The 21684-nt window shown below is 65.1% G+C and carries 19 protein-coding genes and 1 riboswitch; of the genes, 10 read left to right on the top strand and 9 right to left on the bottom strand.

What is annotated here, in order from left to right; genetic code table 11:
• Positions 1-18 precede the first annotated feature (18 nt).
• The 4 genes from IPM60_04325 to IPM60_04310 all read left to right on the top strand — a co-directional run bounded on the left by IPM60_04325 (position 19) and on the right by IPM60_04310 (position 3668).
• Positions 19-1125: an SPFH domain-containing protein gene (locus IPM60_04325; protein ID MBK8907140.1), complete on the top strand. Its 1107-nt coding sequence runs from the start codon at positions 19-21 to the stop codon at positions 1123-1125.
• Positions 1126-1308: 183 nt separating this feature from the next.
• Positions 1309-2427 (top strand): primosomal protein N' (replication factor Y) - superfamily II helicase, encoded by a 1119-nt coding sequence (locus tag IPM60_04320; GenBank protein ID MBK8907139.1) that lies wholly within the window; start codon positions 1309-1311, stop codon positions 2425-2427.
• 112 nt (positions 2428-2539) lie between these two features.
• Positions 2540-2662: riboswitch (SAM riboswitch) on the top strand.
• Positions 2663-2698: 36 nt separating this feature from the next.
• Complete coding sequence (locus IPM60_04315) at positions 2699-3052, top strand: hypothetical protein (protein MBK8907138.1); 354 nt, start codon at positions 2699-2701, stop codon at positions 3050-3052.
• Positions 3053-3134: 82 nt separating this feature from the next.
• Positions 3135-3668: a hypothetical protein gene (locus IPM60_04310; GenBank protein MBK8907137.1), complete on the top strand. Its 534-nt coding sequence runs from the start codon at positions 3135-3137 to the stop codon at positions 3666-3668.
• Positions 3669-3794: 126 nt separating this feature from the next.
• Here the strand turns inward: IPM60_04310 and IPM60_04305 are convergent, their stop codons facing one another.
• From IPM60_04305 to IPM60_04290, 4 genes are all read right to left on the bottom strand, one after another.
• Positions 3795-5963 carry a peptidase domain-containing ABC transporter gene (locus IPM60_04305; protein MBK8907136.1) on the bottom strand — a complete coding sequence of 723 codons (2169 nt, stop codon included), beginning with the start codon at positions 5961-5963 and terminating at the stop codon, positions 3795-3797.
• Positions 5960-7291 (bottom strand): HlyD family efflux transporter periplasmic adaptor subunit, encoded by a 1332-nt coding sequence (locus IPM60_04300; protein MBK8907135.1) that lies wholly within the window; start codon positions 7289-7291, stop codon positions 5960-5962. The genes IPM60_04305 and IPM60_04300 overlap by 4 nt, the downstream gene beginning before the upstream one ends.
• Positions 7292-7296: 5 nt before the next feature.
• Positions 7297-8226 carry a hypothetical protein gene (locus tag IPM60_04295; protein ID MBK8907134.1) on the bottom strand — a complete coding sequence of 310 codons (930 nt, stop codon included), beginning with the start codon at positions 8224-8226 and terminating at the stop codon, positions 7297-7299.
• 276 nt (positions 8227-8502) lie between these two features.
• A complete protein-coding gene (locus IPM60_04290) occupies positions 8503-8706 on the bottom strand; it encodes a hypothetical protein (protein ID MBK8907133.1) in 204 nt (67 codons plus the stop codon).
• 763 nt (positions 8707-9469) lie between these two features.
• Here IPM60_04290 and IPM60_04285 point away from each other — a divergent pair.
• Both IPM60_04285 and alaS read left to right on the top strand, forming a co-directional pair.
• Positions 9470-11221 (top strand): ATP-binding cassette domain-containing protein, encoded by a 1752-nt coding sequence (locus IPM60_04285; protein ID MBK8907132.1) that lies wholly within the window; start codon positions 9470-9472, stop codon positions 11219-11221.
• Positions 11222-11354: 133 nt separating this feature from the next.
• A complete protein-coding gene (gene alaS, locus IPM60_04280) occupies positions 11355-14027 on the top strand; it encodes an alanine--tRNA ligase (GenBank protein MBK8907131.1) in 2673 nt (890 codons plus the stop codon).
• A gap of 31 nt (positions 14028-14058) precedes the next feature.
• Here the strand turns inward: alaS and IPM60_04275 are convergent, their stop codons facing one another.
• The 5 genes from IPM60_04275 to IPM60_04255 all read right to left on the bottom strand — a co-directional run bounded on the left by IPM60_04275 (position 14059) and on the right by IPM60_04255 (position 17969).
• The gene (locus tag IPM60_04275) at positions 14059-14886 is read right to left on the bottom strand and encodes a complex I NDUFA9 subunit family protein (GenBank protein ID MBK8907130.1); all 828 of its coding nucleotides are present in this window, start codon (positions 14884-14886) and stop codon (positions 14059-14061) included.
• Between the two features lie 164 nt (positions 14887-15050).
• Entirely contained in the window at positions 15051-15485 is a 435-nt protein-coding gene (locus tag IPM60_04270) for an OsmC family peroxiredoxin (protein MBK8907129.1), read from the bottom strand.
• Between the two features lie 25 nt (positions 15486-15510).
• Complete coding sequence (locus IPM60_04265; GenBank protein ID MBK8907128.1) at positions 15511-15780, bottom strand: hypothetical protein; 270 nt, start codon at positions 15778-15780, stop codon at positions 15511-15513.
• 68 nt (positions 15781-15848) lie between these two features.
• Positions 15849-16238 (bottom strand): superoxide dismutase family protein, encoded by a 390-nt coding sequence (locus IPM60_04260; GenBank protein MBK8907127.1) that lies wholly within the window; start codon positions 16236-16238, stop codon positions 15849-15851.
• A gap of 291 nt (positions 16239-16529) precedes the next feature.
• A complete protein-coding gene (locus IPM60_04255; GenBank protein MBK8907126.1) occupies positions 16530-17969 on the bottom strand; it encodes an NAD-dependent succinate-semialdehyde dehydrogenase in 1440 nt (479 codons plus the stop codon).
• A 190-nt stretch (positions 17970-18159) separates the two neighbouring features.
• On the opposite strand from IPM60_04255, the gene IPM60_04250 reads away from it, so the two are divergent.
• The 4 genes from IPM60_04250 (at position 18160) to IPM60_04235 (ending at position 21568) form a co-directional block, all read left to right on the top strand.
• Positions 18160-19965, top strand: coding sequence for a thiamine pyrophosphate-requiring protein (locus IPM60_04250; protein MBK8907125.1), 1806 nt, complete (start codon positions 18160-18162; stop codon positions 19963-19965).
• 2 nt (positions 19966-19967) lie between these two features.
• On the top strand, positions 19968-20306 hold the full coding sequence (locus tag IPM60_04245; protein ID MBK8907124.1) for a hypothetical protein: 339 nt from the start codon (positions 19968-19970) through the stop codon (positions 20304-20306).
• Positions 20303-20680 (top strand): sensory rhodopsin transducer, encoded by a 378-nt coding sequence (locus tag IPM60_04240; protein MBK8907123.1) that lies wholly within the window; start codon positions 20303-20305, stop codon positions 20678-20680. The genes IPM60_04245 and IPM60_04240 overlap by 4 nt, the downstream gene beginning before the upstream one ends.
• A gap of 84 nt (positions 20681-20764) precedes the next feature.
• On the top strand, positions 20765-21568 hold the full coding sequence (locus IPM60_04235; GenBank protein MBK8907122.1) for a glucose 1-dehydrogenase: 804 nt from the start codon (positions 20765-20767) through the stop codon (positions 21566-21568).
• Positions 21569-21684: the final 116 nt, after the last annotated feature.

The following is a 21684-nucleotide window of genomic DNA, read 5'->3' as shown; positions in this document are numbered from 1 at the left end:
AGGAAACAGGAGCCGGCTATGATCTGGAACAAAATTCTCGGCGAGTTCGTCGACGTCATCGCGTGGACGGACGATTCGCCGGACACCATGGTCTACCGCTTCGAGCGGCACGGCAACGAAATCAAGTACGGGGCGCGACTCACGGTGCGTGAGTCGCAGGTCGCGGTGTTCGTCAGCGAGGGGCGGATCGCCGACGTGTTCAAGCCTGGCCTCTACACCTTAGAGACCCAGAACATGCCGATCATGACCACGCTGGAGTCGTGGCCCCACGGCTTCCAGAGCCCGTTCAAGGCGGAGGTCTATTTCGTCAACACCCGGCGATTTACAGACCTCAAGTGGGGCACCAAGCATCCGGTGACCTTGCGCGATGCGGAGTTCGGGCCGGTGCGGCTGCGCGGCTTCGGGACCTACGTGATCCGCGTCCAGGATCCGGTGCTGTTCCTCAAGGAGATCGTCGGCACGGACGGGTACTTCACGGTCGACGAGGTGTCGGACCAGCTCCGCAACATGATCGTCTCCGATCTCGCCCGGGTGCTGGGCGAGTCCGGCATTCCGGTGCTCGATCTGGCGGCGAACTACGACGACATGGGCGCGTTCCTGACCAACGCCATGGCTCCGGCCTTCGCCCAGTATGGCCTCGAGCTTTGCCAACTGCTGATCGAGAACATCTCGCTGCCGCCGGCGGTCGAGGAAGCGCTCGACAAGCGCACCAGCATGGGCGTCATCGGCGACCTTCGCAAATACGCCCAGTTCCAGGCCGCCGAAGCCATGGCGGCGGCGGCAGCCAACCCCGGCGGCACCGCCGCGGCCGGGATCGGCATGGGAATGGGCTTCGGCATGGCCCGGCAGATGAGCGACGCGCTGGCGCCGGGCGCCCCCGGCGCCGCAGCAACGCCGCCGCCGCTGCCGGGGAGCGAGCCGCAGGCTTTCTTCGTGGCGATCGATGGGCAGCAGCAGGGTCCGTTCATACTGCAGGCGCTCGAAGAGCGCGCGGCCTCCGGAATCCTGACCCGCGAGACACTGGTCTGGCGCCAGGGCATGGCCAGCTGGACCCCCGCCGGCGACGTCGCCGATTTGGCAAACGTGTTCGCCAAGGTTCCGCCCCCGCTGCCGCCGATGTCATAGGTCCGACGAACACGGAGCCGATGCCCCGATTCGTCGCCGGCGGCACAACACCCTCTGCCGCAAGCGGGAGAGGGACGGAGCCGCGATGGGGGAGGGTGAAGGCATTCTGCCACCACCCGGGGGATCGACGCTGATGAACGAGGGTCCGCCTTGGTAACCATTGGTCCGTGGTCAGAGGGGCAGATCGCCGTCCCCGGCTCAGCGGCCGAGGCCCGCTTCCCGTGTCACAACTGCGGCGCCAACCTGACGTTCGCGCCGGGGACGGAGGTGATCCGCTGCGGCCACTGCGGCGCCGAAAACCGCATCCCCGACGACGCCGCGCCGATCGAGGAGATGGATTTCCGCGGCGTGGTGGCAACCCTCGGGCGCGGCGAAGCGGTAGAGGAGAAGCGCACCGTCAAATGCGAGTCCTGCGCCGCCGAATTCACCTTCGATCCCCATGTTCACGCCGGTGCCTGCCCCTATTGTGGCGGTGCGATCGTCGGCGCCGTCGCGACCCACACCCTCCTGAAGCCGCGCGGGCTGGTGCCGTTCCAGATCGCCGGGGAGGAGGCCCGACAGCGGCTCAAGGGCTGGCTCGGCTCGCTGTGGTTCGCGCCCTCGGGTCTCAAGACCCACGCCCGCGAGGCGGGGGGGTTGAGCGGCATCTACGTTCCCTACTGGACCTTCGACGCCGAGACCCAGAGCACCTACTTCGGAGAACGCGGCACCGCCCATCACGTGCCGCGGACGGTGATGGCGCGTGTCCAGGGCAGGATGGTGCGTCAGACCAGGATGGTGGTGGAGATGCGTTGGCGGCCGGTGCGGGGCTCGGTCGCCCGCTTCTTCGACGACGTGCTGGTGTTGGCGAGCCGCACCCTGCCAGACCACGTCGTCGAGCGCCTCGGCACCTGGCGGCTCGACGCCCTCGTCCCCTATCGCGAGGAGTATTTGAGCGGATTTCGCAGCGAGACGTACCAGGTTGACCCGCAGGACGGCTTCGCCTGCGCCAAGGATATCATGGACCGGGTGATCCGCGCCGACGTCGCCCGCGACATCGGCGGCGACGCCCAGCGCATCCACCAGGTCGATACCCGCTTCGGCAACATCCGCTTCAAGCACATCCTGCTGCCCCTGTGGACCGCCGCGTACCGTTACAAGGGCAAGGCGTACCGCTTCGTGGTCAACGGCCAGACCGGCGAAGTTCAGGGCGAGCGCCCGTACAGTGCGTGGAAGATCGCCTTCGCCGTCCTCCTCGGCCTCATCGCCGCCGCCGTCGTTGCCTACCTCTACGCAGAGACCCAGGGCGCCACGCCCCTATAGTCCGACCGTGTGCTTCTTCGATCAAGCCAGCATGCCGCTCCGAGCCGGCTCGACGCACTGGTCCGGTCGCGAAAACGAATAGTTGACGTTACCCGCGAAATGGTGCAATCTGTGGGTGCATCGAGATTGGGTCGACGCCCAGACCAACCTGCCATCCCGGGCAAGGTGGTTCCCGAAAGGGGATGTGGCTCCCGTCAGGTCATGAACGTGGCCGGGAGCAACCAAACGGGCCGCGTCGACCCTCCTCGGGGAACCGAAGGAGGGTTTTGTTATGTCCAAAACCAACAAGAATATCGAAAATGGCGACGCGATCGTGGATCCGTGGCTGCACAAGGCGCGCGTTGATCAGCGACTGCCGAGGGTTAGCGAGTTCTTCTGCGCATTCCAGCCTCTCGAGCAGGAGTTGGCGGATAACGCCAAGGAAGCGGCGCAAAACGAAACCGAAATCATCGCCGCTGCGCGAAATCTCAGCATCAACCCGCGTCCGGCCGGAACCGGCGCCGATCATTGGCGAGCCAACTGCCCCCAGACCAACCACTCGTTCGAGATCCAGGCGCAGCAAAACCTGTTCTTCTGCGGCTATTGCAGCCGCAGCGGCGGCCCGGCCGAACCGGTAACGGCATGAGCCCGACCGGATTCTTATCTGCGCATCAAGCCTGAGATCAGATCCTGTGCCCGACACGTGTACGATTAATGGAGAAATGAAAATGTCGAAGTCATTCAAGTTGGGTCCTGCCGCCCCTGACGATCCGATCTACAACCTGGGCTACGTTATCGGTGGCGCCCGCCTTCGGGAGATCAAGCCGGAGCTTTTCTACTGCGAAGTCCGCGGCAGTCTCGTGTTCGCCGAGCGCAGCACGGCTGAGCACGTGCATCAGATCCATAAGGCGATCGGCTCGGCAGAGACCTGGGGCGCCTTCAAGGCGGCGCTGCCGGAGGGCGAGTTCGACGAAATCGCCGAGCGCTACGATGCCGTCGACGATGACCTGCCGCCGGACGATGCATCGTTCAGCGCCGGCGACTTGCCCGGCTTCTGCGACGGCGATTATCCCCCTTGGCTGCAGGCGGAGATGGACCTCGTGCTTCCCCGGGATCTCATCCACCGCTTCGGCAAGCGCGAGACCAGCTTCCTCAACGGAAGCTTCTATTCTATCGACCCCGCGCACGAGGAGCCGCTCGTCCGGGAACTGCGGAGCCGCGGCTACGAGGTCACCCGCCGCGAGGACCTCTCCTTCTGGTGAGGCACGCTCGGGGCCGCGCCCGACCATCGGATTCATTCCGACCTGTTGCGCGGCCTCGCGATCACCCGGCCGAACCAAAGAGTAGGCTTCGCGGCTGAGAGGTTCGTTTTCGAGCGAGTGCAGGTGTCACTCTGCCGCCTGGACCTGGGCGCCGCGGCGGCCGGCGGACGCGGCGACAACGGAGGCGACGTCAATGTCGTCGAGGATTTGGCCGCGGTCGAGGACGATGACGCGGTCGGCGGAGCGAATCGTTTCGGGGCGGTGGGCTGCGGAGATGCGGGTAACGGCAGTGGAGCGGAGAGCGGCGTTGACCGCCTTTTCCCGGTTGACGTCCAGGTGGCTGGTGGCTTCGTCGAACAGCAGCACGCTCGGCTTGTTGTAGAGAGCGCGGGCGATCAGCACCCGCTGCTTCTGACCGCCGGACAGCACCGTGCCCATGTCGCCGATCAGTGTCGAGTATGCCATCGGCATGGCGAGGATGTCGTCGTGTACCGCCGCCAGCCGCGCGCAATGCTCGATGCGCTCGGCGTCAGGCCGCTCCGAGAAAAAGCTGATGTTGTCGGCGATCGAGCCGGCGAACAGCTGATCGTCCTGCATCACGACGCCCAGCATGGCCCGGAAGTTATCAATTCCAAGGCGCACCAGCGGCGTGCCGTTGACCAGGATCTCGCCCGCGGTCGGCTGCAGCAGGCTCGCGAGGATCTTGAGCAGGGTCGACTTGCCGCAGCCGGACGGCCCGACGATGGCGACGGCTTCGCCTGCCTGGAAGCGGACGTTGAGGCCGTCCAGCACCCACGGGTCGTTTTCGCTGTAGCGGAAGCGCAGGTTGCGGACCTCGATCGAAGCCGGCGGCTGATCCCGCACCAGCCTGATTGCCGGACCGCTCGGCTCGGGCGCGGTCAGCGCGATGTCGGCGAGCCGTTCGGCATGCACCCGCAGCATCTTGAGGTCCACGGCTCGGTTGATGAGTTCGCTCACCCGGCTGAGGAATTGATCCTTGTAGGAGATGAAGGCGATCAACATGCCGACCGTGAAGGTGTTCTCCAGCACCCGGTCGGCGCCGAGCCAGATCACCAGGATCGCCACGCCGCCGACCAGCAGCCGGTTGGCGATGCGGAACAGAAGCCGCAGCTTGCTGACCGTCAGCCCCCGGTTGGTCGTTTCGACGAGCAGGTTCAGCCAGTGGGCGCGGCGCCCCTCCTGTCCGTTGAACAGCTTGATGGTCTTGATGCCGCGCAGGGTTTCGAGAAAGTGGCTGTCCTGGCGCGCGCCCCAGACGATCGCCTCGGCCGACGCGAGGCGGAGCGGGCCGTAGAGCGTCCAGCGCAGCACGCCGTAGAGAGCGGCGCCGGCCAGCACGATCGCGGCCAGCGGCGGGGCGAACATGAACATCACGACGAGCGTGATGCTCGCCATCAAACCATCGAGGATCGCCTCCACCAGGTCCGTGGTGATGGCCGCCAGGATTTTCTGCTGTGATTCGAACCGAGACATCACGTCACCCATGTAGCGGGACTCGTAGTATGAGCCGGGCAGACGGACGAGGTGGGAGAACAGGTTGGTCTGCGCCTGCACGCCGAGGGTGGCGCTGATCATCATCAGCATCCAGCCGCGCATTCCCGCGACCGTGGTGCGCAGGATCAGCAGCATCGCAAAGCCCAGCATCAGGGTCTGCAGCAACGAGCGGTCGGCGGTCACCAGGGCCTGGTCGATCACGAACGCCATGAGCAAGGGGCTGGTGATCGCGAAGACTTCGATGGCGAGGGCGAGGCCGAACAACTGGGCAAGCGAGCGCTTGACGCCGCGCAGGTGGCCGAGCAGCGCCATCACGCGCACCCGCGGGGGCGGCTTGGATTCCTGGAACCCGCCGATCGGCGTCAGCTCGAGGGCCACCCCGGTGAACTGCTTGGAGACCTGCTCCATCGACAGCCGGCGGGCCCCGACGCCTGGATCGTGGATGACGATGCTGCTTCGCCCCGCCGATTTCAAGACCACGAAATGATTGAGATTCCAGTGCAGGATGCAGGGCGTCTTCAGATGCGTCAGTTCGTGGAGCTCGATGCGGAGCGGTCGCGACGCAAGGCCGATGCCGTCGCCGATGCGGATCAGGTCCTTGAGCGTCGCGCCTTTCAGAGACAGGCCGAAGCGGCGGCGCAACTCGGCGAGGTCGAGTGGCTTGCCGACGTAGCCGGCGATCATGGCGAGGCAGGCGAGACCGCATTCGGAGGCCTCGGTCTGCAGGATCATTGGCAGCCGCCGGCGGAGGCCGAGGTTCACCCCGTCGAGGACGCTCATCCGTGCAGCCTGCCGGTGAGCGTAAACAAGGGCTCAAGCACCCACTCGATCAGCCGGCGGCGCTCGATCAGCACGTCCGCTTCCACCTGCATGCCGGGTTGCAGATGGACATCTTCGCCGTACGCGGCGACAGTCTGGCGTTCGAGGCGGACGGCGATGCGGTAGACCGGCTCGGTGCCGCGGCCGAACAGGCTGGTGAGGCCGGAGAGTTGCTGCGGCAGTTCGCTCGGGCTGACGGCAGTGCGCGAAATGTGGGCGACCACCCCCTCGTGGTGGCCGAATTTCTGGTAGGGGAAGGCGTGATAGCGCAGCAGGACGCGCTGGCCCGGACGCACGAAGCCGATCGCCCGGCTGGGGCTGAACAACTGGGCCTCCAACTCGGAGCCGGCGGGTACGATGCTGAGCAACGGAATGCTGATGTTGGTGCGGCCGCCCGCTTCCGCCTGGATGGCGGTGACGGTGCCGGACCGCGGCGCCGGGATGACGATCTCGCGGCGCGCTTCCGCTTCGGCCAGGTCCTGGTCGAGCAGGGAGACGTCGCGGTCGATGGCCGCCAGCTTGGTGCGGTACTGGAGCGGCAGGTCGCGGGCTTCCCCCTTGAGCTGGACCCGCTCGCGGCGGACGGACGAGCGGTAGCGCTCCAGGCGCCGCAATTCGGACGCCTGATCGAGGCGCTCCTCCTCCGCCCGCTGGAGCCGCTCGATCGGAACGATACGTTCCTTATAGAGGGCGCGCTGACGCGCCAGAGCCGCTTCGGCCAGCTTGACCCGCTCGCTCTGGAGAGAAATTTCCGTCTCCAGATGGCTGTGCTCCTCCTCGAGCGCTGCGAGGCGATCGGCCAGATCCTCCTCATGCTGCGTGTAGAGACGATGTTGAAGCTCACGATCGGCAATCAGGCTGGCGCGCCGGCGGATGAGCCCTTCGACGATTTCTTGCCGGGTGGCTCCAAGCGCCTCGCTCTGCAATTCCGACGACAGCACCAGAAGGCGCGCGCCGGCGCGCACCTCGTCGCCCTCCCGCACGTAAAGCTCGGTAATGTTGCCCGCGAGCGGGGCGAACACGCGGACAAGGCCTTGCTGCGGCACCAGCAAGCCGCCGATCCTGGCCTTGCGGGTAAACTCACCGAAAATCAGCAGCAAGAGCACCGCGGCGGCGGCCACCAGCGCGAAAGCGGTGAAAAGGCGGTAGGAGATCTGCGGCGCCATCAGCACCGTCCCCAGCCACCGCGTCTGGCGCTGTTCCAGCACCTCGGGGCGAAACAGCGGCGCCGCTGCGGACGGCGCGGTGGGGCGTGCGACGTCCGTGTGGTGTCGCCCCGCGCCGGGCATGGCGGCTAACCCGCGATCTCGCAGTCACGCACGTCGAACGTCACCTCGATCAGTCTTGAAAGCTTGGGGACGGGCAGCACCTTGCGGATGCGCGGGTCGAAGAAGTCCTTCAACAGCGGCGGCCGCCTGCCCTTGAAATAGAAGGCCGGATCGTCGCGCACATCCTGGCAGGCCGTCAGGTCCAGCTCATCCTTGCGGGTAACGGTCTTGATGATGCAGGGCACGTGCCGGACCCCGGCAGCGTAAAGGGCGCAGGCGCGGTGGTAGCCGTTGTTGAGGAGAAAGCGGTTGTCGGCCTGAATGACGTTGAGGAAGTTGGAGCCGAAGCCGACCACCACACCGAACACGCCGGCGATCGGGCCGAATGAAGTGTAGTCGCGGAGTTGGTCGGGGCGGAGAAATACGGACTCGTGGTATCGGAGGTCAGAAGACGCGGAGATGAAATCGTATCGCCGCGAGCCGACGCGCTGGATCTTGAGCGGCACGGTCGGTGCATCAAGCGGCATGCAGAACCGGAAGAGGGCTTCCGGATCGGGATCCGAGCCGATCTTCGCCGTCAGGCCGTCGACGTATTGGCGGGTTACATGGAGCTGATAGACCACCAGCTTTTCCAACTCGACGACTCCGAAGCGCGTCGGCAGGGTGTCGAACGTGTGGACAAAGCGCGCATCGGCCATGACTTCGTCGGCCAACGGCTGCAGCGCAGGATCCAGATCCGCGCAGGCGGCCTGATCGGCGATACCCGCTTCACGACTCTCCAGCTCATAATAATAGTCGTTAGCCAACCGCCACTCGTCTGCCAGTTTCGCTCGGCTGAGAGCGGCGCCACCGATGACGATCTTGCGGACGTAATCCAAGTATCCGCTGAGCGACGGCTGCCCCAGCAGCCAAATTTCTTCCAAGCCCGTCTCGCCGAAGTTTGCAGACGGCAGTATGGGTTTTTGTTGTTGCACAAGATTTCCCATTTATTTGTTGATTATTAGATCGAACCGTCCAGATGCCTTAGCCTACGATCCCACTGTATTCCTTTTGGGCTTCGCCACCCGTCCTCGCATCGCTGACGTCAGATTCGTCCCGCAGATGAAGCGCCTCCGCGGTTTTCGCGGAGGCGCTCGTAAGCGAGGCCACGTGAGGCGGTCGGCCGCAACATTGCGTCAAGCGGCCTGAATGCTCACACGGCCGGTATTGTCAGAATATCAATGCATCAGGTGTCACCAGCAGCCGTAACCGCCGGATCCACTCTTGCTCTTCGACTTGCTCTTGGACTTGCTCTTGCTCCTGCTCTTGCTGCCGCCTTTGCTGCCGCTCTTGCTGCCGCCGCCGCAAGGACCGCAACCGCCGCGGCCACCATGCCTGCCCCGGTACCCGCCGCCGCCGTAGACGCTCTGCAGCTCGTCCATGATGAGGTCGCGCATGTCTTTCTCCCTTCGATAAGTTCTTTAAAATGTCAGCATTGCTGCACTGACAAGTCAATTTTGTTACACAAAACACTATCAATATCAAATAAAAACGTTGGATCTTGCAATTTCTGCGTCGATGAATGTTTACTCTATTTGCGTGTTTGTTGTGACCCATACCGGTTGTTAATGTTCATTCATGGGTGTCTGCCGGATCGGAAAAAGGTTCTGTATTAAAACCCGAGCGGGTCCGGAGCCTCTTGTTTTTGAGGTTGAGCGTATGTTTCTTCAATGGGAGGTAGGCCAACGTTTTTTTTACGACGTCGTGCACCGCCAACGGGGGCGGATGCTTGGAGAAGCCCGCTCAGCTGACCGGCGCAGGTAGTGCGTGGGTTAATCGTTTGCAGACTCGCAGGACGAATGCTGCGGACCGACCCCCAAGCGGGTCGGTCCGTGGACGGTATGATCGGGTAACGCCTTGTAGCTGAATGAAAAATGCGATGTCAGCGACACGCAGATGTAGATCTACGGCGGCCCTCGGCGCTATAGTGGGCAGCACGGCTGCTCCGGAACGGGGATGGAGAACGCGTGGCGGCACACGTCCGAGCGGAACATGGCGAGTCAAGCGCCGTCGACAGGCGCCGTCCGCTTCCGAGGCGATCGTCGTGAAGCCACCACAAAGGCGGCAGATTTTGAGTTGGATTGCGGAGTGCGTTCCGGGCAGGAGAGATGCGGTCATTACTGCTGATCTACACGTCCGTTCCATGGGGGCAGCGCGGCGATGAGGCGCGAGTCGGATTATTCCGGTCAGGCGGACGAGGGTGAATTCCGGTTCGTCTTCGCGACCTATCGCAAGGCTCTCGGGGTTGTCATCGGGGTCAGCGTCGTCATCAACCTTCTGATGCTGATCACGCCGCTCTATATGATCTATCTGTTTCGCCGCCTTGAGGCCGGCGGAGATCTCGACGGCGTCGCGCACCTCGCAATCATTGCCGTGATTGCGCTTCTGTTCCTTGCAGTGTTGGAGGCGGCGCGCAGCGTCATCCTGATGCAATTGGCCAACTGGCTCGACGCGCGCCTCAGCGAACGCGTGCTCGTGGCCGGCGTCGGGCCGGGCGAAGCGGCGGTCAGGAATGCTCTGGCGCAGGGGCTGGACGATCTGGCGACGATGCGAAGTTTCTTTACCGGCAACGCTATTTCGTCGGTGATGGACGCGCCGTGGGCGCTCTTGTTCGTCGTCGTCATCCTATTCATCCACCCGATGCTCGGCGTCATGGCAGCCATCGGCGCAGCGCTTGTTCTGGCCATCACCAGTCGTCATGAGGCCGGATCTCGGACACTGCGGGAGCTTTCGCGGCACGCCGCCGCGGATGCTCACCGACAGGCGCGGGCGACGCTCCGCAATGTCGATGCGGTCGGCGCCATGGGTATGGCGCCCAACGTGGTGCGGCGCTGGCGCGCCGCACAATCCGAGACGCAGGCGTTGCAAGAGGGCGTAGGTCGCCGCAGCGCTCTCTACGCTGCCGTCCTCAAGTTCGTCCGCTACGTTGTGCAGGTAGGCGCTATCGCCGTCGGCGTGTGGCTTGTGGCGTCCGGCAAGATGTCGATCGTAGCGGCGATCGCGGGCCTCTTCCTGATGAACCGCACCCTCATCACTGCGGAGGCGTTCGCCGAATCTCGACGGCCGCTGCGCGAAGCGCGCGAGGCCTACTCCCGCATCCAGTCCCAGTTGACGCGGCGTAAGGGGCGGTTCAGCCGCACCACGTTGCCAATGGCGCGGCGCGGCTTGCTCGTCACCCGCGTCGGCTACTACCACCCCGGAGGCAGCCAGCCGATCCTTCAGAACATCGGCTTAGAGCTTCAGCCCGGCGACGTGCTGGCCCTCGCGGGTACCATGGGCGCTGGCAAGACGACGCTCTGCCGGCTGCTGGTCGGCGTCCTCAAACCCAGCCGCGGCACCATCGTGTTCGAAGGCTTCAGGCTGGAGCACTGGCAGCCGGAAGCGCTCGGCCGCCTCATCGGCTATCTGCCGGATCATGTGCAGTTGTTCCACGGCAGCATTCACGACAACATCGCCCGGATGGGCGACGCGAAACGCGAGGAGGTGGTCGCGGCTGCAGAATTGGCCCGCGCCCACGAGATGATCGAGCTTCTGCCAGCCGGCTATGACACCGATGTCGGTGAGGACGGTCTGGCCTTGTCCAGCGGGCAGCGGCAGCAGATCGGGTTGGCGCGCGCCGTATTCGGCATGCCGGCGCTGGTCGTCCTCGATGAGCCGGACTCCAATCTCGACAAGGGCAGCCGCAGCGGATTGCGCGACATGATCAACGCGCTGCGTGCGCAAGGGATCATGACCGTCGTCATCAGCCACCGCGAGTCGATCCTGCGGCTCGGCAACAAGGTTGGCGTGCTACGCGACGGCGAGCTCACACTGTGGTCCATGTCAACCCACGCCGGCGGCGATAGCGAGGCCGATCCCGCCGAGACGGCGCGCGTCGTTTCGCCGCAACCGGCGGAGAGCTTCACGCGGTAGATCCATCCGCGCGACTTGCCCCTGTACCGCACGGGTGCGGGGAGCCGTCTGTGGACAGGCCGCGGGGGAGTCGATACAAGCAGACCACCGGCGTGCAATTGCCGGCGGGACCGAAGCGACTTAAATAGAAGCCATGCAGACCGTCAACGACATCCGCACCACCTTCCTTGATTATTTCGCGCGTCACGACCATCGCGTCGTCGCGTCGAGCCCGCTGGTGCCTCGCAACGACCCGACGTTGATGTTCGTCAACGCCGGCATGGTGCAGTTCAAGAACGTGTTCACCGGCGTCGAGAAGCGGGACTACCAGCGCGCCGTCACCTCGCAGAAGTGCGTCCGCGCCGGCGGCAAGCACAACGACCTGGAGAACGTCGGCTATACAGCGCGTCATCATACGTTCTTCGAAATGCTCGGCAATTTCTCGTTCGGCGACTACTTCAAGGACGTGGCCATCGAGCTGGCGTGGAACCTGGTTACGAAGGAGTTCGGGCTGTCCGCCGAGCGGCTGCTGGTCACCGTCTACGCCGACGACGACGAAGCGTTCGATCTATGGAAGCGGATTGCGGGGCTGCCGGAGCGGAAGATCCTCCGCATCGCCACCTCAGACAATTTCTGGGCGATGGGCGACACCGGCCCGTGCGGCCCGTGCTCCGAGATCTTCTACGACCACGGTGATCATATTCAGGGCGGCCCGCCGGGCAGTCCCGACGAAGACGGCGACCGTTTCATCGAGATCTGGAATCTGGTGTTCATGCAATACGAGCAGGTGACGCCGGACCAGCGCATTTCGCTCCCGCGTCCGTCGATCGACACCGGAGCGGGCCTGGAGCGCATCGCCGCGGTGATGCAGGGCACCCACGACAACTACCAGATCGACCTGATGCAGGCGCTCATTCACGCCTCGGCCGAGGCGACCGGGAGTGCCCCCGATGGCCCGCACCGCATGTCGCACCGGGTGATCGCCGATCATCTGCGCGCTACTAGCTTCCTGATCGCTGACGGTGTGATGCCGTCCAACGAAGGCCGTGGTTACGTGCTCCGCCGGATCATGCGCCGAGCGATGCGCCACGCCCACTTGATCGGCTGCGAGGAGCCGCTGATGTGGCGCCTCGTGCCGTCGCTGGTCGGCGCCATGGGCAGCGCGTACCCGGAACTATTGCGCGCCCGCGGGCTGATTACCGAGGTGCTGAAGCTGGAGGAGACGCGCTTCAAGCGCACCCTTGATCGCGGGCTGCGGCTGCTGGACGAGGCGACCCGGTCGTTGCCAACCGGAGGCGTGCTCGACGGCGAGACGGCCTTCAAGCTGTATGACACCTATGGCTTTCCGTTGGACCTCACCCAGGACGCGCTGAAGGCGGACGGACTGCAGGTCGACGCCGCCGGCTTCGAGGCGGCGATGGCTCGTCAGCGGGCTGCTGCCCGTCAGGCGTGGGCCGGGTCTGGCGAGGCGGCGACGGAAGCGGTGTGGTTCGCCATCCACGAGGATGTCGGCGCCACCGAGTTCCTTGGCTACGACACCGAGGCCGCGGAGGCCAGGGTCGTCGCTTTGATCGTCGATGGCCAGCGCGTCGAGATGGCGGAGCCGGGCCGCGACGTGGCGGTGATCTGCAACCAGACGCCGTTCTACGGCGAGTCGGGCGGCCAGGTCGGCGACACCGGCACCATCACTAACGCAGCCGGTGCCCGCGTCGAGGTCTCCGACACGCAGAAAAAGCTCGGTCTGCTTACCGTGCACATCGGTGCGTTGGAAGTGGCGCCGCTACGGGTGGGCGACCAGGTCACGATGGAGGTGGAGCACGAAAGACGCACCGAAATCCGCGGCAATCACTCCGCCACCCATCTATTGCACGCGGCGCTCCGCCGCCGTCTCGGCGATCACGTCACCCAGAAAGGCTCGCTGGTGGCCCGCGACCGGCTGCGCTTCGACATCTCGCACCCCAAGGCTTTGACGCCGGACGAGATCGCCGCGATCGAGGCGGACGTCAACGCCCACATCCGCGCCAATGGCGCCGTCATAACGCGGCTGATGGACCCCGAAAGCGCGGCGGCGGCGGGCGCCATGGCGCTGTTCGGGGAGAAGTACGGCGACGAGGTGCGGGTGGTCACCATGGGGGCGCCGGAGAATGGCGAAGGTGTCAACCACAGTAACGGCAACAACTTCTGCGTCGAGCTATGTGGTGGCACTCACGTGCAGCGGACCGGCGACATCGGGCTGTTCAAGATCGTCTCCGAGAGTGCACTGGCGGCCGGTGTGCGCCGCATCGAGGCGCTGACCGGCGCCGGCGCCCAGGCTTACATCGCCGAGGAAGAGGCGGCGCTGCGGGAGACCGCGGCGTTGCTCAAGTCTTCTCCGCAAGAGGTTCCTGCGCGGGTCGCGGCGCTGATCGAGGAGCGCCGGCGGCTGGAGCGGGAGCTGTCGGAAGCCCGCCGCGCCATGGCAACCGGCGGCGGCGAGGCGATTGCGGAGGTGAGGGATATCTCCGGCATCAAGTTCGCGCCGCGGCTCCTGGAGGGCGTCCCTGCCAAGGACTTGAAGAGCCTCGCTGACGATCTCAAGAAGCAGGTCGGCTCCGGCGTGGTCACCTTGGTGTCGACCAGAGATGGCAAAGCTTCCATCGTCGTCGGCGTGACCGACGATCTGACCGACCGCCTCAATGCCGTCGACCTGGTACGCGTCGGTTCGGCGGCGCTCGGCGGCAAAGGCGGCGGCGGCCGCCCGGACATGGCGCAGGCCGGCGGTCCGGAAGCGGCCAAGGGAGCGGCGGCATTGCAGGCCATCGAACACGCCTTGGCCGGCGCCGTTTGATGTTCGGGAGCGTCAGCTTGAAGTGCAGGCGTTACCCGAGGTAGGAGGGCAGGATCTCCTCTACGGCGGTCGGGATGATTCCGAGTTCCGTCAAGCCCGGTTCGTGGCCGACCGCGACGTTGTCGGTCTTGAGGAGTTCGACCTGGTCCCGCGTCAACGGCGGCGTCGGCAGTTGTCCCAACACCATTCCCTGCAGTTCGGCTACGAAGAACGGCACCGGCACCAGGACGCGGCGTGTGCCCATGGTGTCCAGCATCAATTGCAAGAGCGTGCGGAAACTGTACGTGCGCGGCCCGGCAAGCTCGTACGTCTTGCCCGCCGCGCTGTCGGCATCGAGCGCGACCACGAAGGCGTGCGCCACATCGCCGACGTAAACGGGCTGGAATCGCGTTCGGCCCCCACCGATCAGCGGCAGCGCCGGGGAAAAGCGGGCCATGCCGGCGAACTTATTGAAGAAGTCGTCATCCGGGCCGAACACGATGCTGGGCCGCATGATCGTGGCCTGCGGGAACGCTTCGCGCACCGCCCGTTCTCCGGCAGCCTTGCTCCTCGCATAAGCCGACGGCGATTGCGCACTGGCTCCAAGCGCCGACATCTGCACTAATCGGCCGACGCCGGCCGCGGCCGCAGCTTCGGCGACGTTGCGGGCGCCTTGCTCGTGAACGCGGGTGAAGGTCTGGCGGCCCTTCTCGAACAGGATGCCGACCAGATTGATCGCCGCATCCGCGCCCGCCACCGCCGACTGCACTGACTTAGCGTCGGTGACGTCGGCGGTGACGAAATCCAAACGCCCACTGCCGCCGGCACCGGCTTCGGGCGCCCGACGCCCTTCGCTTCGCCTCGCGACTGTGACGTCCATGCCGGCAACCCGGAGCGTCCGCACCAACTCTTCCGACGAACCCCGAGCCACCGAACACGACGACTCGGCGGCTTGACGGTGACTCGGTTGGTTCGGCAGACCCCGGCTGCTCGGAGTTCGTGTCGGTGATCACCTGTTTATCCTTCTGCGGGTGATTGGAGGCGTCAGCCGCCGACGAGGCGCACCGACGTCAGCCGGATCTCCGGACCGGCCAGTGCCTTGGACACCGGGCAACCGTGCTTCGCCGTCTCCGCCTGCTGCCGCAGGGTCGTCTCGTCGAGCCCGGACGCCGTCACTTCCGTCTCCAACTCGATCCAAGGGATTTCGAAGCCGCCTTCCACCTTTTCAAGGCGAACCTTCGCCGTCGTCGCGACACGCTGCGGCTCGACGCCGGCGGTAGTCAATCCATGAGCGAGCGCCATGGAAAAACAGCCGGCATGGGCAGCGGCGATCAACTCTTCCGGATTGGTCCCGGCACCCTGCTCGAACCGCGAGGTAAACGAGTACTTGCCTTCAAAGGCGCCGCTGCCGAGGGCGACGCTGCCTTCGCCCGCCTTCAGATCACCTTTCCATTCCGCTCTGGCGTTGCTGGTCTTCATAAGAACACTCCCTAACTTTCAGTTGCTATCGGTTGTTAACGCTGGAACCTTGGTCACCGCTCGATCGACTGGAGGCAGTCGCTAGCCACAGCAGCCACAGGAGCCCGGTTCCGAGCAAAATAATCATCAGCGGCGGCACGACGACGCCCACCATCCACATGTCGTCCCGGAACCAGGAAGCGAATGGAGCGAATACCGCGACGTAAACCGCCACCGCCACCGTCAGAACGATCCATAGCAGAAACAAGCGCCGACGCCATCGGCCGGTCGCCCGGTCTATCGAATGTTCGAGCATGTGAGCCTCTGGCGCTGAATTGCGACAACCGACGGCCTTCGCTACCTTCCCCGCATGCCGTAGAACGATTACTTCTTGCCGATCACGCCGCACGCCAACCGCGGCCCGGCGTCGCCGGCTGGATCGGTTTCATAGTCATCGCCGTTCTGGTGGATGACGACGGAAGCGCCGTCGTCGTCGAAAAGAGCGCCATCCAGCTTCAAATTCATAGCGAACATTTCGACCTGTAGATCGCCGGTCGAGGGAACGTGGATGTTGGGCAGGTCGCCCGCGTGCATGCCATGCTCGCTCATGATGCCATGCTTCTTGTTATCCGGGTTGAAATGGCCGCCGGCGCTCTTGAAATCAGGCGGGTCGCATTTGCCGATTTCGTGGATGTGAATGGCGTGCGTTCCCATCGGGAGGTTGACGAGGGCTGCCTCGACGACGACGCCCTGGCCCTGGACCGGTTCGTTCAAGGTGACAGCGCCGACGCTCGCCGTCGGCGTTCATCAGTTCGGTGACGGCGTAACGAGGCGACGGGTCGGCGCTCTTCTTTTGCGCATCCTGGGCCGCCGCCGGGCCGACCAGAATCGCGGAAACGGCGATCAGCGCCGCCGCACTAAGTAGATTGCGCTGCGCGAATGTTGGCATCAGTGGCCTCCCGATTTGACTGATCAATGGGTTGTATAGAAGCGGCATCTGCCGTCCGCCCTAACATAAGTTAGGCCGCAGGATAGGCTAAGCGAGGGAATGGCGCCGCATCGATTTCAGCGCGCCGCGTTGGAGACGAACTTGGTGACCAGATAGGGTTCAATCGCATCGGCGCCGCCCTCGCTGCCGTAGCCCGAATCCTTGACTCCGCCGAACGGCGCTTCCGGCGTCGCCAGGCCGAAGTGATTGATGCTGATCATCCCCGCCTCGACGCTCGCCGCCAACGCCTGCGCCGTCGCGTTGGAGCCGGTGAAGGCGTAGGCGGCGAGGCCGAGGGTCAGGCGGTTGCCCTCGGCGACGGCATCGTCCAGCGTTGCGAAACGATTGACGATGGCGACCGGACCAAACGGCTCCTCGATCATGATCCGGGCGGTCGTTGGGACCTCGGCGAGCACCGTCGGCTGGAAAAAGTAGCCCTTGTTGCCGATGCGTTGGCCGCCGGCGGCGAGGCGGCCGCCGCTTTCGACGGCATCCTTGATCAATGCTTCCAGCGCCGCGATGCGTCTATCGTTGGCGAGCGGCCCCATGCGGACGCCATCGTCGAGGCCGTTGCCGACCTTGATCTTGCCGGCCGCAGCGACAAAACCGTCAAGGAACCGATCGTACACCGAATCTTGGACCATTAGCCGGGTCGGCGCGATGCAGGCCTGACCTGCGTTGAGGTACTTGAGGGAAGCGAGCAGCTTGACGGCCTTGCCGACGTCGGCGTCGTCGCAGACGATCGCCGGGGCGTGACCGCCGAGTTCCATGGTCGAGCGTTTCATGTGCTGGCCGGCCAGCGACGCCAACTGTTTGCCGACCGCGGTCGAGCCGGTAAACGAGATCTTGCGGATCAGCGGGTGCGGAATCAGGTACTCCGAAATCTCCGCCGGCACGCCGTAGACCAGATTGACGACGCCCGGCGGAAGGCCGGCGTCGGCGAAGGCGCGGATGAGAGCTGCTGCGCTCGCCGGCGTCTCCTCCGCCGCCTTGACGATGATCGAGCAGCCAGCCGCCAGCGCCGCGCCCACTTTGCGCACAACCTGGTTGATCGGGAAGTTCCACGGGGTAAACGCCGCGACCGCGCCAACCGGCTGCTTGATGGCCATCTGCACCACTCCTGGCGCGCGGGCCGGGATAACCCAGCCGTAGGTGCGGCGCGATTCCTCCGCGCACCAGTCGATCATGTCAGCGGCTGACATAGTCTCGCCGACCGCCTCGGCGAGCGGCTTACCCTGCTCGCGCGTCAAGATCCAGCCGATGTCGCGGGCGCGCTCGCGCAGCAGGTCGGCAGCGCAGTGCATCACCTTGGATCGTTCGACGGCCGGCGTTGCGCTCCACACCTTGAACGCCTTGTCCGCCGCCGCCAGGGCGTCGTCCAAATCCGGCGTCTCTGCGTGAGCGACGGTGCCGATGGTGTCCTCGGTGGCAGGGTCGACGACGGGCAGGGTGCGTCCGTCGGCACCGTCCCGCCACTGGCCGTCGATCAAGAGTTGTGTGTCCGGATAGTCAGGCATGGTGGCCGCTCTCTCCCCTGGCGCGTTCTCTTCTCTGGTTTCCTGAACGTGGTGTCCGTGCGAGCCGTCGTAAAGCCTGGCAGGCGGCCGCGAGGCATGAATTACAGATCGGCTTAACCCAGTTTAGTTCCCGCGCCGGGTGAACTTGTTAACGTCGAGCTTCCAGGTGACTCTTGTCAGGAGAGAGGCCATGAGCGCGACCGTTGGCGACTTCATTCTCCAGCGCATCTCCGACTGGGGCATCAAGCGCATCTACGGCTATCCTGGCGACGGCATCAACGGCCTGATGGGCGCGATGGCGCGGATGAAGGACACGTTCGACTACATCCGGGTGCGCCACGAGGAAATGTCGGCGTTCATGGCTGGAGCGCACGCGAAATTCACCGGCGAAGTCGGCATGTGCATGGCGACCTCGGGACCCGGCGCCGTGCACCTGCTCAACGGCCTTTACGACGCCAAGATGGATCACATGCCGGTCGTAGCTTTGGTTGGGCAGCAGGCGTCCTCGTCGCTTGGCAGCGACTATCAGCAGGAAGTGGATCTCCAGAGCCTGTTCAAGGACGTCGCTTCCGCCTACGTCGAGACCATCGTCAATCCCGCCCAGGTGCGCCACGTGGTCGACCGGGCGATCCGCATAGCCGCCGCCGAGCGCACGATCACCTGCATCATCGTCCCCAACGACGTGCAGGAGATGGACGCAGTTCCGTCGCCGCCCCACGCCCACGGCAACGTCTACTCCGGCATCGGCCACGCCCGCCGTCATCTGTGTCCGAGCGACGATGATCTGCAGGCTGCCGCGCGAGTGCTGAACGAAGGCGAGAAGGTCGCAATCCTGGTCGGCGCCGGAGCATTGGGGGCGACCGACGAGGTCATCCAGGTGGCCAGTGCCCTTGGTGCAGGCGTCGCCAAGGCGCTCCTCGGCAAGGCGGCGCTGCCCGACGACCTGCCGTTCGTCACCGGCTCCATCGGCCTCCTCGGCACGCGCCCGAGCTACGAGTTGATGGACGGCTGCGACACGTTGCTGATGGTCGGCACCACCTTCCCGTACGTTGAGTTCCTCCCCAAGGAGGGGCAGGCGCGCGCAGTTCAGATCGATATCTCGCCACGCAACTTCGAGATCCGCTATCCCACCGAGGTCAACCTCGTCGGCGACAGCGCATCGACGCTGCGCCGGCTGCTCCCGCTCCTCAAACCGAAGGAGCACGGGAAGTGGCGCAAGTCGGTCGAGGATGGCGTCGCCGAGTGGTGGCGGGAGGTCGATGCCAAGGCGATGGAGCCGGCCAACCCGATCAATCCGCAACGGGTGTTCTCCGAGTTGTCGCGGCTGCTGCCGTCGAACGTCATTCTCTGCGGCGACTCCGGCTCGCACACCAACTGGTATGCCCGCAACATCAAGATCCAGCGCGGCATGATGGGCAGTCTTTCGGGCAAGCTCGCCACCATGGGGAGCGGCGTGCCCTACGCCATTGCCGCCAAGATGGCCTATCCAGACCGGCCGGTTCTGGCTATGGTCGGCGACGGCGCGATGCAGATGAACGGCAGCGCCGAGCTGGTCACCATCAAGCAGTACTGGCGGCGCTGGTCCAACCCCACCTTCATCGTGATGGTGCTGGTCAACCACGACCTCAACCAGGTGACCTGGGAGCAGCGGGCGCTTGCGGGCGATCCCAAGTTCGAGGCCGCCCAGGACGTCATCGATTTTCCGTACGCCGCGTACGGCGAACTGATGGGGTTCAGAGGCATCCGCGTGGAGACGCCGGAGCAGATCGAGGAGGGCTGGAAGCAGGCGTTGGCCGCCGACCGGCCGGTGGTCATCGAATTCCTGACCGACGCCAACGTGCCACCGCTGCCGCCACACATCACCTTCAGTCAGGCCAAGTCGTACCTGACGGCGCTGGTCAAGGGCGACCCGGACCAGAGCGGCATCATCAAGCAAAGCGTCACCCAGATGAGGCATCGGGTTCTGCCGACCAGCGGCCGCTCCGAGGACTCCTAGCGGTGCCGCAGGCGACGCCCGTCGAGCGCCTTGAGGTCAGCGTCTTCGTGGCGCCAACCGACGCGCCGGAAGCGGATCGGCAGCGACCCAGCTGTTGGATGCTCGACTCCGGCTGCTGCGGGATGGCCTGGTCGTTCGGCTTCGAAAAGGAGCACTATGACGTGTCGATGAAGGCCGGGGAGCGGGTGCTGCTGCCGGCGGTGCGGGCGGCGGCAGAGGATTGCCTGATCATTTACGATGGCTATAGCTGCCGCGAGCAGATCGCCCAGGCGAAGACCCGCCGCGCCATCGACCTTGCCGAAGTGCTCGATCTGACGGGACAAAAAGGAGAGCGGCGATGACGGAGCCGATAGGTCGGCGGCGGTGGGCGATCGCGGAGGGCTACATCCCGTCCGGCAGCACCGGTCCGGAAGGACCGATGACGAGCCACGAGACCGCCTGCATCCTCAACGCCAGCGACGCCACGGCCAACGTGGCGATCACCGTCTACTTCACTGACCGGGAGCCGGCGGGCCCGTACCGGCTGCGGGTGGCGGCGCGGCGCACCCTTCACGTCCGCTTCAACGACCTCGAGGACCCGGAACCGGTGCCGCGGGACACCGACTACGCTTCGGTGATCGAGAGCGATCAGCCCATCGTCGTCCAGCACACTCGCCTTGACTCGCGGCAGAGCGAGTTGGCGCTGCTCTCGACGATCGCATATGGCGGAGATTAGACCGCGGGACGGCATGATCTGTCGGATCCGTCTGCGCGGTCGTATCCTCCGTCGAATTATTCGCTGGATGTCGAAGGAGCACTCATGGATGCACCTTTAGCTCATCGGATCGCCATCGTTACCGGCGGAAGCTCAGGCATCGGCGCCGCGTGCGCTCTGGGTCTGGCGGAAGCCGGCGCTACGGTGGCGGTGATTTACCGCAGCGATGCCGGCGGGGGAGAGGAGACCGGCCGCAGGATCCGTGATTCCGGTGGGCGAGCCGCGGTCATCCGCGCCGACGTGAGCGACGAAGACCAAGTGCTCGCCCTGTTCGACGAGGTGCGCGAGCGCTTCGGCACTGTACACATCCTCGTTAACAACGCGGGCATCCAGATCGACGTGCCGTTCATCGACATGTCGCTCCAGGACTGGAGCAGGGTCATCGCCGTCAACCTCACCGGCCAGTTCCTCTGCGCCCGGGAAGCCGCGCGGGAATTCTGCCGGCGTGGAGTTGATGAGTCTGGATCGAGGGCGACCGGCAACATCATCTGCATGAGTTCGGTGCATCAGCAGATACCGTGGGCATGCCGCGCCAATTATGCGGCCTCCAAGGGAGGCGTGCGCATGCTGGTGGAGACCCTTGCCCAGGAGTTGGCGCCGCACCGCATCCGCGTCAATGCCGTCGCACCCGGCGCCATCCGGACCGACATCAACCGCGATGCTTGGGAGACCGAGGACGCGGAGCAACAACTTCTCAAGCTCATCCCCTACGGGCGCATCGGCGACGCCGAGGATGTCGCACGGGCGGTGGTGTGGCTCGCGTCGGACGCGAGCGACTACGTCACCGGCCATTCTCTGGTGGTCGACGGCGGCATGCTCCTCTATCCGGCGTTTCGCGAGGGCGGATGATCGCACGACTGGCGGCCGTCGCCTCCGCCCGCTGGAACTAATCGCTTGCGTCGGAGTTCTCTCGCCAATGGCGGCGATGATCCGCAGTTGAAATCGATACGCGCCCTGACGTGGCG

The organism is Rhodospirillales bacterium, from assembly GCA_016710335.1.
Lineage (GTDB): Bacteria > Pseudomonadota > Alphaproteobacteria > Rhodospirillales > Defluviicoccaceae > JADJXQ01.
The sequence above is the reverse complement of the archived record's forward strand: the minus strand, read 5'-3'. Positions and strand labels throughout refer to the sequence as shown.

Coding starts and splice junctions, on each gene's coding strand:
- IPM60_04310 (MBK8907137.1), top strand. CDS start 3,135: ATGTCGAAGTCATTCAAGTTGGGTCCTGCCGCCCCTGACGATCCGATC.
- alaS (MBK8907131.1), top strand. CDS start 11,355: ATGCAGACCGTCAACGACATCCGCACCACCTTCCTTGATTATTTCGCG.
- IPM60_04235 (MBK8907122.1), top strand. CDS start 20,765: ATGGATGCACCTTTAGCTCATCGGATCGCCATCGTTACCGGCGGAAGC.
- IPM60_04265 (MBK8907128.1), bottom strand. CDS start 15,780: ATGCTCGAACATTCGATAGACCGGGCGACCGGCCGATGGCGTCGGCGC.
- IPM60_04250 (MBK8907125.1), top strand. CDS start 18,160: ATGAGCGCGACCGTTGGCGACTTCATTCTCCAGCGCATCTCCGACTGG.
- IPM60_04240 (MBK8907123.1), top strand. CDS start 20,303: ATGACGGAGCCGATAGGTCGGCGGCGGTGGGCGATCGCGGAGGGCTAC.
- IPM60_04315 (MBK8907138.1), top strand. CDS start 2,699: ATGTCCAAAACCAACAAGAATATCGAAAATGGCGACGCGATCGTGGAT.
- IPM60_04270 (MBK8907129.1), bottom strand. CDS start 15,485: ATGAAGACCAGCAACGCCAGAGCGGAATGGAAAGGTGATCTGAAGGCG.
- IPM60_04305 (MBK8907136.1), bottom strand. CDS start 5,963: ATGAGCGTCCTCGACGGGGTGAACCTCGGCCTCCGCCGGCGGCTGCCA.
- IPM60_04255 (MBK8907126.1), bottom strand. CDS start 17,969: ATGCCTGACTATCCGGACACACAACTCTTGATCGACGGCCAGTGGCGG.
- IPM60_04285 (MBK8907132.1), top strand. CDS start 9,470: ATGAGGCGCGAGTCGGATTATTCCGGTCAGGCGGACGAGGGTGAATTC.
- IPM60_04290 (MBK8907133.1), bottom strand. CDS start 8,706: ATGCGCGACCTCATCATGGACGAGCTGCAGAGCGTCTACGGCGGCGGC.
- IPM60_04300 (MBK8907135.1), bottom strand. CDS start 7,291: ATGCCCGGCGCGGGGCGACACCACACGGACGTCGCACGCCCCACCGCG.
- IPM60_04275 (MBK8907130.1), bottom strand. CDS start 14,886: ATGGACGTCACAGTCGCGAGGCGAAGCGAAGGGCGTCGGGCGCCCGAA.
- IPM60_04325 (MBK8907140.1), top strand. CDS start 19: ATGATCTGGAACAAAATTCTCGGCGAGTTCGTCGACGTCATCGCGTGG.